Origin of the sequence: Amycolatopsis sp. NPDC049688 (assembly GCF_040674975.1) — a bacterium.
GTDB lineage: Bacteria > Actinomycetota > Actinomycetes > Mycobacteriales > Pseudonocardiaceae > Amycolatopsis.
The window spans coordinates 464862-481458 of the sequence record NZ_JBFANY010000004.1 but is presented as its reverse complement, the minus strand read 5'-3'; the positions used below and the strand labels follow the sequence as shown (position 1 = coordinate 481458).

Sequence of the window (16597 nt, the reverse complement as noted above, 5' to 3'; positions counted from 1 at the left end):
CGGGATCCCAGCTGTCCTACCGGGACCGCACCGCCCGGAACCACAGCGTGAACTCCGTCTTCTGCGGCACCAGCCGGTACCGCGGCAGCACCCCGGGCCCGCACGACGCCGACCCGAGCCCGTGCTGGGCCACGTCCAGCGTCAGGTGCACCAGCTCGCCCGGCACCAGATCATCCGTGTGCCGCGCGGCCTCCAGGTCGGCCGCCGTCCAGCGGCGGGCCGTGAAGTCGAACGTCGGGTCGCCGTCCACCTGGATGCCTTCGCCGTCCGGGGCCGTCAGGCGGGCCCAGCGGACCGCTGTCCGGTTGCCGTTCTCCTGCGGGTACACGTACGGCGTCTGCAACCCGTCGACGCTGCTGGAAAACCGGCCGATCCGCGCCGCCTGGCGGCTGTCCGGGTACGCCTCGCCCGGGCCGCCGCCGAACCACTCCGCCGCTCCCAGCGCGCCCGGGACCGCCATCGCCAGGCCGAGCCGGGGGAGCGTGCCGGGGAACTCGCCGTCCGGGGTCACCGTCACCCGCAGGCGCAGGCGGTCGTCGAACGCCGTCCACGTGTAGTCGGCGAACAGCCCGAACGGCTGGGCCGGCGGCGCCACCCGCGTCCGCACCACCAGTTCCTCGCCGTCGGCGTCGACCGTGATCACCCGGTGCTGCATGCGGTGCAGCCCCGCCTCCCGCCACTGGTCGGCGTCCGGCCGCCCGGCGAACGTGCCGCGGTCGTTGTCGGTCGTCGCGCGCCAGACGTCGAGCCGCGGCCCGTGCACCGCGTGCTCGCCGAGCGCGGTCAGGATGCCGGTCGCCGGGTCGAACGCGCCGGCGCCCAGCACCAGCTGCCCGCCGGTGCGGAACACCGGCCCGCGCGGCGGAAGCGGCGCCGCGGCGGGCGCCGGCGACACCGGCAGCTGGCCCCAGCCGACGACGTGCCCGGCCGGAGCCCACGCCGTCGCCGAGGTCAGCGCCGCCGACACGGTCAACCACGATTCGCCCGTCGTCGCAGGCAGATCCGGGAAGAGAACCGCCACAGACTGTCCGGAGAGGACCGGTGGCACGTCGAGAACGCCTTGCGCCACCGCGATTCCTTCGTCCTCCAGCGTCCAGCCGAACGTGAGGTGCCCGGTGCTCACGAAGTCGTAGTGGTTGCTCACCACGATTCCGGACGCACCGGCCGAGATCCGCACCGGCTCGATGATCTTCGCGAACTCGGTCAGTCCCGGCGACGGCGTCCGGTCGGGGAAGAGCAGGCCGTCGATGACGAAGTTGCCGTCGTGGAGCAGCTCGCCGAAGTCCCCGCCGTAGGCGAAGTGCCCGTCGGCGGCGAGGCCGTGATCGATCCACTCCCAGACGAACCCGCCCTGGCAGTTCGGGTACCGCTCGAACAGCTCGCGGTACTCCAGCAGCCCGCCGGGGCCGTTGCCCATCGCGTGCCCGTACTCGCACAGCAGGAACGGCAGGTCGCGGCGGCGCACGTTGTCGTCCTCGCGGCGGCCGATCCGCTCGACCTCCTCGTGCGTGGCGTACATCCGGCTGTGGACGTCCACATAGGTGCATTCGTGGTCGCCTTCGTAGTGGATCGGCCGCGTCGGGTCGCGGTGCCGCACCCATTCCGCCATCCGCGCCAGGTTGTCCCCAGTGTGGCTTTCGTTGCCCAGGGACCACAGGATCACGCTGGGCCGGTTCTTGTCCCGCTCGACGGTCCGCCGGATCCGGTCGAGGTACGCCTCGGCCCACGCCGGTTCGCCGCTGGGGTTGCCGGCCCAGCCCAGCGGCTCGAAGCCGTGGGTCTCCAGGTCGCATTCGTCGATCACCCACAGGCCGTGGGTGTCGCACAGCTCGAGGAACGCCGGATCCGGCGGGTAGTGGCTGGTCCGGACGGCGTTGACGTTGTGCCGTTTCATCAGCAGCACGTCGGCCAGCGCGGTCTCCGGCGACACGACGCGCCCGGTGCGCGGGTCGTGCTCGTGGCGGTTCACCCCGCGCAGCAGCAGCCGGCGGCCGTTGACCTTGAGCTGCCCGTCCTCGACGGTCACCGTCCGGAACCCGATCCGCACGGGCACCCGCTCGGCCGCGGTCGACAGCGTCCCGTCGTACAGCCGGGGCGTCTCCGCGCTCCACGGGTCGACCGGCAGCTCCAGCGGATCCCCGGCCGGGTGCCCGGTGACGCCGAGTTCGGGGAGGTCCAGCACGACGTCCGGGCCGGTTTCGACGCGGACCGTGCCCAGCCCGGTCGTGTGGTCGTAGTCCGCGCGGATCCAGTAGTCGCCGATGCCGCCGCCGGGGCGGGCGATGAGCGTGACGGCACGGAAGATCCCGGACAGCCACCACATGTCCTGGTCCTCGAGGTAGCTGCCGGCCGACCACTGGTGCACGCGCACCGCGAGCATGTTGCCTCCCGGCCGCAGCAGCGGCCCGACCTCGAACTCCGCGGGCAGCCGGCTGCCCTGCGTGACGCCGAGTTCGGTGCCGTTGAGCCAGATCCGGCCGCACGAGTCGATCCCGTCGAAGTGCAACACCGCGGACCCGGCGGGCCAGTCCGCGGGCAGGTCGAACCGCAGCCGGTGATCCCCGGTCGGGTTGTCCGACGGCACGTGCGGCGGGTCGACCGGGAACGGGTAGCGCACGTTCGTGTAGGCGGGCCGGCCGTGGCCGTGCAGCTGCCACAGCGACGGCACCGGCAGCTCGACCCACGCCGAGTCGTCGAACTCGTCGCCCTCGATCCCCGCGGGCGCGGCGGCGGGGCCGGGGGAGAGCCGGAACCGCCAGGTGCCGTTCAGCGACAGCGTGGGCGCGTCGGAGGTGAAGGCCGCGCGCGGCGGGAGCGAACCGCGGCCGGGGCCGGGGTCTTCGAGGTACGACATGGGGTCCTTTCCGCGCTCGCCACGTCGTCCGAGAACGTTCCCGTGAACGTTCACGGACCGCTCCGCAGTGTGCTGCGCGACGGGACCGGGTGTCAAGCAGTCAGGCGGATTCGCGCAGGTGGAGGCGGGCGCGGACGACCAGTTCGCCGGGGCCGAGGGGTTCGGCACCGGTCACGAGCCGGGCCGCCTGTTCGACGGCGAGCGCGCCGACCGCGCGGGTGTCGATCGCGACGCTGGAGAGCTCGGGCTCGACCAGCGTGCCGAGCGCGAGCCCGTCGAACCCGATCACGGCGAGGTCGGCGGGCAGGCGCAGGCCGAACCGGCGCGCCTCGCGCAGGGCGCCGATCGCCATCACGTCGTTGAACGCGAACAGGGCGGTGACGTCGGGGTGGGCGGCGAGCAGGGTGGCCAGCGCCGCCCCGCCGCCGTCGACGCTCTGGGCGCCGCCCGCGATCCAGCCCGGCTGCACGGAGATCCCGCACTCGGCGGCGGCGCGCAGGAACCACTGCCGGCGGACGGTCGGGGCCGGCCGGCCGTCGAGCATGCCGATCCGCCGGTGCCCGCGGGAGACGAGGTGGGCGACGGCCTCGCGGACGCCGTCCTCGCCGTCGATCCGGATGCCGCTGAACCGCGGGGTGCGCGGCTCCCGGCCGATCAGCACGACCGGGATGCCGGCGGTGAGGCGGTCGAGGTCCTCGTCGGACCGCCCGAAGTACCCGGCGACCGCGTCGACCTGGGCGCCGATCACCCGCAGCGTGGCCAGCTCCTGCTCGGGGTCGTCGGTGGTGTCGTGGACGACGACGTGCCAGCCGCGGGTGCGGGCCGCCGCCAGCGCCCCGGAGGCGACCTCGGTGAAGAACGGGTTGAGCAGGTCCGGCACGACGAGCCCGATGGTGGTGGTCTCCGGCCGGACCAGGCCGCGGGCGAAGCGGCTGGGGCGGTAGCCGAGCTCGCGGGCGGCGTCGAGGACGCGTTGCTTGGTCGAGCCGTCGATCTCGGCCTTGTCGTTCAGCGCCCGCGACACCGTCTGCCGCGACACCCCGGCCGAGCGGGCGACGTCGTGGATCGTCACCCGCCGGGGTTCCGTGCTGCTCGAGGACACGCGTCGAGTATGCCCGCCCGCGGCCCGCCCGCTATCCGGCCGGGGTGCGTTCGCGGCGCTTGACCACGAACCGCCAGCCGACCGCGAGGACCACCGCGAGCACCGGGATGGAGTAGAACGCGACCTTCTCGGCGCCGTCCGAGAAGCCCATCAGCACCACCACCAGGGCCAGGAACACCAGGGTCGCCCAGCCGCTGTAGGGCGCCCACGGCATCCGGTACGACGGGCGCTCCAGCTCGCCGCGCAGGGCCGCCTGCCGCAGCCGCAGCTGGCAGAAGATCAGCGTCGCCCAGGTGCTGATCACGCCGAGCGACGCGATCGCGATGGCGATGTCGAACGCCTCCTTCGGCACCAGGTAGTTCAGCACCACGCCCAGCACGTAGGCCACCGACGTGAACAGGATGCCGCCGTAGGGCACGTGCCGGCGGCTCATCCGGCTGACGAACGACGGCGCCTCGCCCTGTTCGGCCAGCGAGCGCAGGATCCGGCCGGTGGAGTAGAGGCCGGAGTTGACGCTGGACAGCGCGGCGGTCAGGACCACGGCGTTCATCACGTCGCCGATGCCCGGGATGCCGAGCCGGCTGAACACCGTGACGAACGGGCTCTCGTCGCCGCTGTAGAACGGCCACGGCAGCAGCATCGCCAGCAGCAGCACGGAGCCGACGTAGAACACGCCGATCCGCCAGACCACGCCGTTGATCGCCTTCGGCAGCACCTTGCGGGGGTCTTTCGTCTCACCGGCGGCGATGCCGACCACCTCGATGGCCGAGTAGGCGAAGATGACCGCCTGCAGCGTCATCAGCGCGACGCCGACGCCGGCCGGGAAGAGTCCACTGTGTCCGGTCAGGTTGTGCGCGCCGGCGCTGCTGCCGCCGATGTCCGCGCTCGTCAGCACCAGGCCGGCGCCGACGACCAGGAAGACGACGATGGCCAGCACCTTGACCACCGAGAACCAGAACTCCAGCTCGCCGAACACCTTGACCGACAGCAGGTTCACCGCCAGCAGGACACCCAGGGCGATCAGCGCGGTGATCCACTGCGGCACGTCCGGCAGCCACTTGTGGACGTAGATGGCGACCGCGGTGATCTCGGCGATCCCGGTCATCGCCCAGTTCACCCAGTACATCCACCCCGAGGCGAACCCGGCCCACGGGCCGATGAACTTCCGCGCGTAGGTGACGAAGCTGCCGGAGCTGGGCTCGTGCAGGACGAGCTCGCCGAGCGCGCGCATCACGAAGTAGGCGGCGATTCCGCAGATCGCGTAGGAGAAGATCAGCGACGGGCCGACCTGGTGGAGCTTGCCGCCGGCGCCGAGGAACAGCCCGACGCCGATCGCGCCGCCGATGGCGATCATCTGCACCTGGCGGTTGCCCAGCGCTTTCGAATAGCTTTCACCTTTTTCGGTGAGCAGCGAGGAATCCATGGTTGCCAGACGCTAGAGCGATGTGCGGCGGGTCACCAAGCAGGCTAAGGAAGACTTAAGGTGTGCGGGAGATCACTGCCGGGGGTGCGCGCCGCCCGGCCGAGGGCGCCTTCTACGCTACGGCCGTGGATCTCGCGGCGCTGCTGGACCGGATAGCCGACGACGTCGCGCCGGAGATCGGCCGCGGCGCCGTCGCCGACTACATCCCGGCGCTGGCCAGGGTGGAACCGGGCCGGTTCGGCATGGCGGTGGCCGAAGTGGACGGTGCGGTCCACGGCGTCGGCGACTGGCAGCACCCGTTTTCCGTGCAGAGCATGTCCAAAGTGTTCACACTGGCGTTGACGCTGTCCCGCGGCGACGGCGTGTGGGCGCGCGTCGGCCGCGAGCCGTCGGGTGATCCGTTCAATTCGCTGGTGCAGCTCGAACACGAGGACGGCATTCCCCGGAATCCGTTCATCAACGCAGGTGCACTGGTGGTGACGGACGAGCTCGCCCGCCACGGCGATGCGGTGGAGGCACTGCTGGCGTTCCTTCGTCAGGAGAGCGGCCGCCCCGAGATCGCGGTGGACTCCGAGGTGGCGGCGTCCGAGGCGGCGCACGCGGACCGCAACCGCGCGTTGGCGTACTTCATGGCTTCCTACGGCAACATGCGCCATCCGGTGCCGGCGGTGCTGGACCAGTACGTCAGGCAGTGTTCGATCGCGATGAGCTGCGCCGACGTCGCGCGCTCGGCGTTGTTCCTGGCCCGCCACGGCCTCCGTAACGACGGCTCGCGGCTGTTGAGCCTGAGCGCGGCGAAGCGGATCAACGCGGTGATGCTGACGTGCGGAACGTACGACGCGGCGGGCGAATTCGCGTACCGGGTGGGGTTGCCGGGCAAGAGCGGCGTGGGAGGCGGGATTGTGGCGATCATCCCGGGCCGGTGCGCGGTGTGCGTGTGGAGCCCGGGCCTGGACGCGCGGGGCAACTCGGTGGCGGGGGTGGCGGCGCTCGACCGGTTCACCACGCTGACCGGCTGGTCGATCTTCTGACTCACCGCAGGCCGCTCGGACCGGTGGTCAACGTCCCTGTCGCAACTTCGGGTCTTCGACCCATGGGGGAAGCCGGTGCGTAACACCGGAGCCGGGGCCGCCGACCTTGGTGGCAATCACCGAAGCAGCTGCCGAGAGGGCTCCGCTCATGCTGACCTGGGACGCAGTCAAGTCCGCGGGTTCTGCCGCGAGTTTCGCGGCGTTGCTCGCCGCCATCGTCCTGTCGATCATCGTCCAGCTCGGGGTCGCGCCGGCGCGCAGCAGTGCCTCGCACTGGATGACGACCCGGAGGTTCGGGCCGATCTGTCTCGTGACCCTGCTCGCCGCGGCCTACATGTTCGTCCTGCTGTCCGGGATGCCTTCGCCGACTGACCCCGCGGCCATCCTGCCCGCCGCTCAGCATGCGAGCTACCTGTTCGGCATCGCGGGATCGACGCTCGCCGTCGGTGCCCTTTCGACGCTGGCCCTCATCCTCATCATGTTCCGGGAGGGCCGCGCGGACGGCACGCCTGGCGACACCGACGATCGGGTCGGCCACAGCGCAGCTGCGACGCTCGTCGGCGGAGTCGTCATTGCAGCACTGTTCCTGGTATTCGGCTACGACGACATCTTCGCGGTCTTCAACTCGGCAGGCGATTTCTCGCTCCTGCTGTGGGGCCTGCACATCAGTGTCTTGTTCGGACCGATCGTGGTCGCCCTTCTGCTTCGGCAGATGAGCAAGGTCAAGAAGGTTGCGACCTGGATCGACGCGATCGACCGGCCCGGTTCCGGATGGACGTGGCTGGCCGGTGCTTGGCTGTTCGTGGTGCCGACCGCGTCCTTCCTGTGCGCCGCGCACTTCCTGCATCCGTCGTCCTCGCTGCAGGCCGGACTGTCGACGACCGTGTTCGCGCTCTGGTCGGGGTTGTCGATGGGCGGCATCCTCTGCTTCGCCCTTTCGATTCCGGTCGGAACCTCGGTTGCCCCGGAGAAGGCGGAAACTCAGCCCCAAGCCTGACTCACCGCAGGTAGTTGTACACGCTCGCCCGCGAGATCCCCAGCAGATCGGTCAACGCCGGCACCGCGTTCTTCACCTCCAAGAACCCCCGCGCCTTCAGCTCCCGCACGAGATCCTTCTTCCCCGACGCCGGCAGGCTCCGCGGCGTGTGGCCGCGCTCGGTCGCGTAGTCCTCGACCAGCGCCCGCAGCTCGTCGGCCGTTCGCGCGCGCAGGGACTCCGCCAGCGGTGCCGGCTCGTCGGTGCGGGCCAAGCGAGTCAGCGCCCGGGCCGCCGGGCCCAACAGGGACACGTCGAGGTTCAGGCACAGCGCCGCAACGTACTCGCCCGCCGAATTGCGCAGGCCGATCGACGTGCTCTTCGCCGGGCGGCCGTCCGGGAAGCGGTTCGGGTAGTTCTGCAGCACGTCCGGGAACTGCGGGTCGGCGATGCGGGCCAAGCCCAGCTCGGTGGCCGGGTCGCCGACCGCGCGGCCGGACAGGCCGCCTTCGATCGCGCGGACCGCGTGGGCCGGGTCGCGCAGGTCGTGCAGCACCACTTCGCACAAGCCCGGGAACATCCGGCCGACCGCGTGGGCGATCTTCTCCGCCTCGCGCAGCAGCAGCTCGTCCTCGCTCATCCGATCAGCTCCCGCAGCCTGTCCGCCGCCTTCAGGCCCGAGCCGGTCAGCACGACCACCGTCGTTTCGCCCGGCCGGATCGCGCCCCGCGCGCGGAACACGTCGATCGCGGCCGCGGCCGTTGCGCTGGTCGGCTCCGCGTAGAGGCCGAGGGACGCCAGGCGGCGGGCCGCCGCGGCGATGGCGTCCTCCTCGATCGCCGCCGTGTCGCCGCCCGAACGCCGGATGGCCGCGAGCACTTCGGGCAGCCGGACCGGACGGCGGATCGCCGTCCCCTCGGCGACGGTCGGGGCGAACGGCGGTGGCTGCCGGTCGTGGAAGGCCGCGTCGACCGGGGAACAGTTGCGCGGCTGGGCGACGAGCAGGCGCGGGCGCCGCGCGATCGACCCCGCGGCCAGCAGCTCCCCGAACCCGAGGTCGCAGCCCAGCACGATGCTGCCGGCCCCGGCCACCGTGACGACGGCGTCCGGCGCCCGGAACCCGAGGTCCTCCCACAGCTCGTAGGCCAGGGTCTTGGTGCCCTGCAGGAAGAAGGGGTGCCAGTTGTGGCTGGCGTAGGTCGTGCGCGCCGACCGGCGGACCGCCTCGGCGGCGGTGTCGTCGCGGGTGCCCGGCACCAGTTCGACGGCCGCGCCGTACGCGCGGGCCTGCAGGACCTTCGCCGGCGACGTGCCCTCGGGGGCCAGGACGGTCGCCGCGATGCCGGCCGCGGCGCTGTAGGCCGCCACCGACGAGCCGCCGTTGCCCGAGCTGTCCTCCAGCAGCTCACGCACCCCGGCGCCGGCCAGCGCGGACACCATGACGCTCGACCCACGGTCCTTGAAGCTGCCCGTCGGGCTGAACCATTCGAGCTTGAACCGGACGTCGGTGCCGTCCCAGGCCCGGGGGACGAGCGGGGTGCAGCCTTCGCCGAGCGACACCGGGCGGAGGTCGCCTGGCAGCGCGGCCCGGTAGCGCCACAGGGACCGGACCCCGGTGTCGACGTCGTCCGGGCGCAGGCCCGGCAGCGGCGCGACGGTCAGCGGAGCGCCGTCATCGCCGCGCCAGCGTCGGGGGTCACCGGGGTACCGCGTCCCCGAGCGGTCGTCGGTGTACCAGTACTCCACCGCCACCTCCACGTCTGGACGAACAGTGCAAGTCTAGACGTACTGTCCAGTGCTACTCGCTGGTACGCGAAATGTCTTCAGCTTCTTCTCAGGAAAAGCTTGTAACGCGGAGATGGAAAATTTCGATCACCACCGCCCGGGCCGGAGCGCTGAAGGTGGCCACCCGAATACCGTGGCCGTACCCGGCGGCCGGAGCGGACGGCCTCGTCGGTGTCCGTGAGCACCGGGAACCCCGGCATGTGCGCAATCCACTGTGGACTTCCGGTCGAACACGGCACCGGTTTGCGTATTCTTTGCCCGATTGTTCCGGCGGTCGGTGTAATGGCGGAAATCATTGTTGGCAACCGGCGAAGAGGTTCGGCGGGAACGCGGTTCCGTGCAGCTGTATCACCTTCCGGATACGTTGCGGTGGCCGGCTGGAAAGGTGGCACCCGCCGGTCGATGTGGTCCGGGCCGGGTAACGCCGGTAAGTCCACCAGGCGGGATGGCTTGCGCCGTCCGGCGGTGCGCACGGGGCGGACCACGCCGCGGAACCGGTCCGGGCAAACGCGTGCCGCTCGCCGGACGCCGGAACGTGACGGCGACGTTAAATTCTTGCGTCACCAGGCTGGTCACTCGCGAATTTTCTGAACCACGGCGATGAAATCGCGGTGGGTTGTTGACGGCACGGAAGGAACCCGCTTAAGTACTCCCCGTTACCGTTCACCCTTTCGTGCTTAGCGGGAGTTCCCATGCGTCTCTCGAAAGGCGACTCCGGGCTGGTCCTCGCCGTGTCACCACTGCGATGGCCGTCGGCGCGCGGGGTCGCCGCCGCCGCGCGCGGGGGCGGGCTCGGCGTCCTCGACCTGACCGGCGGCGGCGCCGTGGCCGCGGAAGAGCTCGCGCTCCTGGGGGAATGGGAAATCCCGGCGTTCGGCGTACGCCTGGCACAGCCGGCGGACCTGCCCGACGCCGTGACCACCGTGCTGCTGACCGAAGACGCCGCCTGCGAGGCGCGGGACTTCCCGGGCCGGTGCGTGCTGGCCGAGGTGAGCTCCCGCGCGGCCGCCGCACGAGCGGTCGGCGGCGGCGTGCACGGCCTCATCGCTCGCGGGCACGAGTGCGGCGGGCCGACCGGGGAACTGAGCACCTACGTGCTGCTGCAGGCCCTGCTCGCCGACGACGCGCTCGACGTCCCGGTGTGGGCGGCGGGCGGCATCGGACCGCACACCGCCGCGGCCGCGGTCGCGGGCGGCGCGGCCGGCGTCGTCGTCGACACGCAGCTCGCCCTGCTGCCCGAAGCCGAACTCCCGTCCGGGCTCACCGCCGCCCTCACCGGCCTCGACGGTTCGGAAACGACCGTCGTGGACGGCGTCCGGGTGCTGGCGCGCCGCGGCGCCGAGCCGGTCGAGGCGGGGCAGGACGTCTTCCTCGCCACCCGGTTCCGCGACCGCTGGGGCACCGTGACCGCGGCGGTGCGCGGCCTGGCCGACGCCGTCGGCGAAGCCCTGCGCGTGCCGGACGCCGTCCTCGGCCCCGGGAGCGCGGGCAGCCGCGCGTTCGGCACCGCGCTGCCGGTCGCGCAGGGCCCGATGACCCGGGTCAGCGACCAGCCCCGCTTCGCCGCCGAGGTCGCCGCGGGCGGGGCGCTGCCGTTCATCGCGCTGGCCCTGTCCGGCCCGGAGCAGACCCGCGACGTCCTGGAGCGGACTCGCGAGGCCCTCGGCGGCGCCCCGTGGGGTGTCGGGGTCCTCGGGTTCGCCGCCGACGACGTCAAGACCGCGCAGCTGGCGGTGATCCGCGAACTGCGGCCGACCCACGCGATCATCGCCGGCGGCCGCCCGGCCCAGGCCGCGGCCCTGGAGGAGGCGGGCATCGCGACCTTCCTCCACGTGCCGTCACCGGGCCTGCTGAAGCAGTTCCTCGAGGCGGGCGCGCGCAAGTTCGTGTTCGAAGGGTCCGAGTGCGGCGGGCACGTCGGCCCGCGCACCAGCTTCCCGTTGTGGGAGGCGCAGCTCGGGGTGCTCGGCGACTTCCTCGCGGCCACCCCCGACGCGGCCGCGGACCTGCAGCTGCTGTTCGCCGGCGGCGTCCACGACGAACGCTCGGCCGCGATGGTGGCCGCCCTCGCCGCGCCGGTGGCCGCGCGGGGCGCGGCGATCGGGGTGCTGATGGGCACCGCCTACCTCTTCACCCGCGAAGCCGTCGACGCCGGCGCCGTGCTCCCGCTGTTCCAGCGCCGGCTCCTGGAAGCCGAGCACACCGACCTCCTCGAAACCGCGCCCGGCCACGCCACCCGCTGCGTGCGCAGCCCGTTCACCGAGGAGTACGCGGCGATCAAGGCGGACCTCGCCGGGCGGGGCGTGCCGAGCCGGGACGCGTGGGAGCAGCTGGAGACGCTCAACGTCGGACGGCTTCGGCTGGCCAGCAAGGGGATCGAGCGCGTCGGCGCCGAGCTGCGGGACGTCGGCGAAGACCGCCAGCTCGCCGAAGGCATGTTCATGGCGGGCGAGGTGGCCGTGCTCCGCTCGGCCGTCACCACGATCGCCGACCTGCACCACGCGGTGGGTGCGGGCGCGAACGCCTTCCTGCGCGAGCGGGCCGCCGCGTTCGGCGTCACCGAGGCGGAACCACCCGCCCCCGCGCCGCTCGACATCGCGATCGTCGGCATGGCCTGCATGTTCCCGCAGGCCCCGGACCTGGCCGCGTTCTGGGCGAACGTCCTGGCCGGCACCGACGCGGTCACCGAGGTCCCGCCGCAGCGCTGGGACACCTCGCTGTACTACGACCCGGACGGCCAGGGGGAGCGGACGCCGTCGCGCTGGGGCGGCTTCCTGCCGGAAATCGGGTTCGACCCGCTGCGGTACGGCATCCCGCCGTCGTCGCTGGCCAGCATCGAACCCGTGCAGCTGCTGGCCCTGGAGGCCGCGCACCGGGCGCTGGCCGACGCCGGGTACGCCGACCGGCCGTTCGACCGCGCCCGGACATCGGTGGTGTTCGGCGCCGAGGCGGGCAGCGACCTGTCGAACGCGATGACCCTGCGCAGCGTGCTGCCGTCCTATGTGGGCGAACTGCCGTCCGAACTGGACGAACGGCTGCCGCGGATCACCGAGGACTCCTTCCCCGGCGTGCTCGCCAACGTCATCGCCGGGCGGATCGCCAACCGGCTCGACCTGGGCGGGGCCAACTACACCGTCGACGCCGCGTGCGCGTCGTCCCTGACCGCGGTCGACGTCGCCTGCAAGGAACTGACCGCCGGCACCAGCGACCTCGTCCTCTGCGGCGGCGCGGACCTGCACAACGGCATCAACGACTACCTCCTGTTCGCCTCGGCGCACGCCCTCTCGACGACCGGCCGGTCGGCGACGTTCGACAGCGCGGCCGACGGCATCGCGCTCGGCGAAGGCGTCGCGTGCCTCGCGCTCAAGCGGCTCGCCGACGCCGAACGCGACGGCGACCGCGTGTACGCGGTGATCAAGGGCGTCGGCGCGGCTTCGGACGGCCGCGCGCTCGGCCTCACCGCACCCCGGCCCGAAGGCCAGCACACCGCGTTGACCCGCGCCTACCGCAACGCCGGCGTCTCGCCCGCGCGCGTCGGGCTCGTCGAGGCGCACGGCACCGGCACGGTCGTCGGCGACCGGACCGAACTCGGCACGCTGACGAAGGTGTTCACCGAGGCCGGCGCCGCGCCGGGCGGCTGCACGGTCGGTTCGGTGAAGTCCCAGATCGGGCACACCAAGTGCGCCGCGGGCCTGGCCGGGCTGATCAAGGCCGCGCTGGCGGTGCACACCGGCGTCAAACCGCCGACGCTGCACCTCGCGTCGCCGAACCCGGCGTGGGATCCCGAGACCAGCCCGTTCGTCTTCCAGTCGGCGGCGCAGCCGTGGGCCGCACCGCCGGCGGAGCGGCTCGCCGGGGTCAGCGCGTTCGGCTTCGGCGGCACGAACTTCCACGTGGTGCTCGGCGCGCACCCCGGGGTGCCGCCCGCGCAGGCGGCGGACGAGTGGCCCGCGGAGCTGTTCACCTTCACCACGGAGGCCGCCGCGCGGGCAGTGCTGGCGCTGGCCACCGACGTCCCGGCGGACCGGGCGCCGTGGCGGCTGCGCGACCTGGCCCTCGGCGCGTCCCGGCGGGCCGAAGCGGCGGGCGGCCGGATCCGGCTCGCCGTCGTGGCGTCCACTGTGGACGAGCTGGTTTCCCGGCTGGGCGCGGCTCTGGCCGGGCAGGAACCACCGGGGGTGTTCCGCGGCGACGGGACGGAGCCGGGCGAGGTCGCGGTGCTGTTCCCGGGCCAGGGCAGCCAGCGGCCGGGGATGTTCGCCGAGCTCTTCGTCACCTTCCCCGAGCTGCAGCGGTACCTGCGCCTGGACCCGGCCACGGCCGAGGTTCTGTTCGGCCCGGCGGTGTTCGGGGAACCGGCGCGGCAGGCGCAGGCCGGGCGCGTCACCGACACCCGCGTCGCCCAGCCCGCGCTCGGCCTCACCGGCCTGGCGGCGTTCCGGCTGCTGACCCGCGCCGGCGTCCGGCCCGCGATGCTCGGCGGCCACAGCTACGGCGAACTGACGGCGCTGGCGGCCGCGGGCGCGCTCACCCCGGAAGCGCTGCTGCACGCCAGCCACGCGCGAGCCGGCGCGATGGCCGACGCCGTGCCGCCGGACGACCCCGGCGCGATGGCCGCGGTGTCCGCCGGGGCCGCGGAGACCGGGAAGGTGCTCGCCGACGCCGGGCTCGCCACCGTCGTCCTGGCCAACCACAACTCGCCGCAGCAGACCGTGATTTCGGGACCCACCGCCGACGTCGAGGCCGCCGTCGGGCACCTGCGGGCCGCCGGGCTCGGCGCGAAACGCCTCCAGGTCGCGTGCGCGTTCCACAGCTCGCTGGTGGCGCCTGCGGGCGAGGCGTTCGGCCGCGCCCTCGAAGCGATCGGCGTCGTGCGGCCCGCTGTCCCGGTGTACGCCAACCGGACAGCCGCCCCCTACCCGCCGGAACCGGACGCCGTCCGCGGCGAGCTGGCCGCCCAGCTGGGCGCGCCGGTCCGGTTCGTCGAGCAGGTCGAGGCGATGTACGCGGCCGGGGCGCGGGTGTTCGTCGAAGCCGGGCCGGGTGCGGTCCTGGCCAAGCAGGTCGCCGCGATCCTCGGCGACCGTCCCCACCGGACTGTCGGGTTCGAACAGCCGGGCCGCCGCGGACTGCCCGGCTTCCTCGCCGCGCTGGCCCAGCTGGCCGTGTCCGGAGTGGACGTCGGGACCGGCTGGCTGTTCCGCGGCCGCGACGCGGTCGACGCCGCCGCGGTCCCGCGGCCGAAGCGTCCCGGGTGGACGGTCGACGGCCACCTGCTGCGCGCCGCGGACGGCACGATCCCGGCCGGCGCCCTCCGCCCGGCCGAGCGGATCACGCTCGGCGTCTCCGCGGCACCGGAGCCGGTTTCGTCGGAGGCGATGGTCGCGGACTTCCTGCGCACGAGCCGCGAGATGATCGCGGCCCAGCGTGACGTGCTCCTCGGCTTCTTCGGCGCGGACGCCCCGGCGCAGGTGCGAGCGCCGGTCCCGGCGCCGGTCGCCCAGCCCGTCGCCGAGCCCGTCGTCGTGCCGGCCGCGACGCGGGAACGGTCCGTGCTGGAGACCGTGGTCGAGGTGATCGGGGAGCGGACCGGGTATCCGGTGGAGATGATCGAGCCGGACCTCGATCTGGAAGCCGACCTGAGCGTGGACTCGATCAAGCGGGCGGAGATCGCGGGCGAGCTGGCGGCCCGGCTGGGGCTCGCCGGCGGTGACGTCGAGGAGTTCGCGAAGGCCCGGACGGCCGCGGCGATCGTCGAGCTGATCGGCGATGAGCCGCCAGCCACGCCGGCCACCTCGGTGCTGGACACCGTGGTGGCGGTGATCGGGGAGCGGACCGGGTATCCGGTGGAGATGATCGAGCCGGACCTCGACCTGGAAGCCGATCTGAGCATCGACTCGATCAAACGGGCCGAGATCGCCGGCGAACTGACCGTCCGCCTGGGTACCGGTGACGTCGAGGAGCTGGCGAAGGCCCGGACGGCGGCGGGGATCGCCGAGCTGCTGGGCACCGGCGACACCGGCCGCCACGAACCGCGGCCGGCGTCGAGCGAGCCCGCACCGGTGATCGTCGCGCCGAAGCGGTACCTCATGACCGAGGTCGCGCTCGCGCCCGCCGGTGCCCTCGACATCGCGGGCCGCCGGTTCCTGGTCGTCGGTTCCGGCACCCGGGACGTCCGCGCCGAACTCGAGAACCACGGCGCCGAGGTCGAGACCGGTGCGGAGGTCCGGCCCGGTTTCGACGGGTACCTGTTCCTCGACCCCGTCCTGCCGGCCGCCTTCCCGCGCTACCGGGATGCCCTCGCCGGCCACCCTCGGTGGCTGCTCAGCGCCGGACCGGCCGAAGGGCTCCGCGGCTTCCACCGGAGTCTCGCCCGCGAGTACCCGGACACCCTCACCCGGGTCGTCGAAGGCGCGGACGCGGCCGCCCTCGTAGCCGAACTGTCCACCCGGGACCGCGAGCCGGTCGTCGTCCACCGTGGCGGCATCAGGCACGGCATCGAACCGGCCGAACAGGACCTCGGCCCGCTCGCCGCCGGCGGTGCCGGTCCGGCAGGCGACGGCGCTGCCGAAGCGGCCGCGATCGGCCTGGACCGCGACTCGGTCGTCCTGCTCGTCGGCGGCGCCAAGGGCATCACCGCCCGCTTCGCCGCCACCCTCGCCGGCGCCGCCCGCTGCCGGGTCGAACTGCTCGGCCGGACGCCGGTGCCCGCCGCTGAGGACGAACACCCGCAGGCCGAGACGGCCAAGGAGCTCCGCGCCGCGCTCATCGCCACCGGCCTGAAGAACCCCGCCGAGATCGAACGGACGGTCCGCCGGATCCAGGGCGAACGCGAGGTCCGCCGGACCCTGCGGAAACTCGGCGAGCTCGGCAGCCCGGCCCGCTACCAGTCGGTCGACATGCTCGACGCCGAAGCCGTGCACCGCGCGGTCAAGGAGATCCACGCCGAACACGGCCGCCTCGACGGCATCGTCTACGCGGCCGGCGTGATCGAGGACAAGCTCGTCGCCGAGAAGACGCCGGAGTCGTTCGAGCGCGTCTACGGCACGAAGGTCGACGGTGCCCGCACCCTCCTCGAAGCGACCGCCGACCTGCCCGACGAGCCGAAGTTCGTGGTCCTCTTCGGCAGCATCGCCGCCACCCTCGGCAACCGCGGCCAGTCCGACTACGCCGCCGCGAACGACGCCCTCGAAGCACTGGGCCGCCGGTGGCCCGCCGGGCGCGCAGTGACCGTCCACTGGGGACCGTGGGCCCCGGCCGGCGACCACGACGGCATGGTGACCCCCGAGCTGATGCGCGACTACGCCCGCCGCGGCATCGCCCTCATCGACCCCGAAGAGGGGACACTCGGCCTGCTGCGGGAGCTGGCGTGGGGCCGCCCGGACACCGCCGCCGTCGTCCACACCGCGTCGGGCTGGTGACGCGG

At 73.1% G+C, this 16597-nt stretch carries 8 protein-coding genes; 3 read left to right on the top strand and 5 right to left on the bottom strand.

All coding sequences use genetic code 11. The features are described from left to right. Window positions 1-16: 16 nt before the first annotated feature. The 3 genes from AB0J55_RS17495 to AB0J55_RS17485 all read right to left on the bottom strand — a co-directional run bounded on the left by AB0J55_RS17495 (window position 17) and on the right by AB0J55_RS17485 (window position 5379). Window positions 17-2854 (bottom strand): glycoside hydrolase family 2 TIM barrel-domain containing protein, encoded by a 2838-nt coding sequence (locus AB0J55_RS17495; protein WP_364248945.1) that lies wholly within the window; start codon window positions 2852-2854, stop codon window positions 17-19. A 100-nt stretch (window positions 2855-2954) separates the two neighbouring features. Further along, window positions 2955-3956: a LacI family DNA-binding transcriptional regulator gene (locus AB0J55_RS17490; RefSeq protein ID WP_364248943.1), complete on the bottom strand. Its 1002-nt coding sequence runs from the start codon at window positions 3954-3956 to the stop codon at window positions 2955-2957. A 31-nt stretch (window positions 3957-3987) separates the two neighbouring features. Further along, complete coding sequence (locus AB0J55_RS17485; protein WP_364248941.1) at window positions 3988-5379, bottom strand: amino acid permease; 1392 nt, start codon at window positions 5377-5379, stop codon at window positions 3988-3990. A 125-nt stretch (window positions 5380-5504) separates the two neighbouring features. Between AB0J55_RS17485 and AB0J55_RS17480 the strand changes: the two genes are divergently transcribed. Both AB0J55_RS17480 and AB0J55_RS17475 read left to right on the top strand, forming a co-directional pair. Further along, window positions 5505-6410 carry a glutaminase gene (locus AB0J55_RS17480; RefSeq protein ID WP_364249546.1) on the top strand — a complete coding sequence of 302 codons (906 nt, stop codon included), beginning with the start codon at window positions 5505-5507 and terminating at the stop codon, window positions 6408-6410. A 148-nt stretch (window positions 6411-6558) separates the two neighbouring features. After that, window positions 6559-7407, top strand: a complete 849-nt coding sequence (locus AB0J55_RS17475) for a hypothetical protein (protein WP_364248939.1) — start codon at window positions 6559-6561, stop codon at window positions 7405-7407. Between the two features lies 1 nt (window position 7408). Here the strand turns inward: AB0J55_RS17475 and AB0J55_RS17470 are convergent, their stop codons facing one another. Continuing rightward, on the bottom strand, window positions 7409-8026 hold the full coding sequence (locus AB0J55_RS17470) for a PAS domain-containing protein (protein ID WP_364248937.1): 618 nt from the start codon (window positions 8024-8026) through the stop codon (window positions 7409-7411). Continuing rightward, window positions 8023-9132: a pyridoxal-phosphate dependent enzyme gene (locus tag AB0J55_RS17465; RefSeq protein WP_364248935.1), complete on the bottom strand. Its 1110-nt coding sequence runs from the start codon at window positions 9130-9132 to the stop codon at window positions 8023-8025. The genes AB0J55_RS17470 and AB0J55_RS17465 overlap by 4 nt, the downstream gene beginning before the upstream one ends. 731 nt (window positions 9133-9863) lie before the next feature. On the opposite strand from AB0J55_RS17465, the gene AB0J55_RS17460 reads away from it, so the two are divergent. Continuing rightward, window positions 9864-16592, top strand: coding sequence for an SDR family NAD(P)-dependent oxidoreductase (locus AB0J55_RS17460; RefSeq protein ID WP_364248933.1), 6729 nt, complete (start codon window positions 9864-9866; stop codon window positions 16590-16592). The last annotated feature ends 5 nt before the right edge of the window (window positions 16593-16597 follow it).

Excerpts from the sequence above, each read along its gene's own strand:
- AB0J55_RS17460 (WP_364248933.1), top strand. The coding sequence starts at position 9,864 with ATGCGTCTCTCGAAAGGCGACTCCGGGCTGGTCCTCGCCGTGTCACCA.
- AB0J55_RS17475 (WP_364248939.1), top strand. The coding sequence starts at position 6,559 with ATGCTGACCTGGGACGCAGTCAAGTCCGCGGGTTCTGCCGCGAGTTTC.
- AB0J55_RS17485 (WP_364248941.1), bottom strand. The coding sequence starts at position 5,379 with ATGGATTCCTCGCTGCTCACCGAAAAAGGTGAAAGCTATTCGAAAGCG.
- AB0J55_RS17470 (WP_364248937.1), bottom strand. The coding sequence starts at position 8,026 with ATGAGCGAGGACGAGCTGCTGCTGCGCGAGGCGGAGAAGATCGCCCAC.
- AB0J55_RS17495 (WP_364248945.1), bottom strand. The coding sequence starts at position 2,854 with ATGTCGTACCTCGAAGACCCCGGCCCCGGCCGCGGTTCGCTCCCGCCG.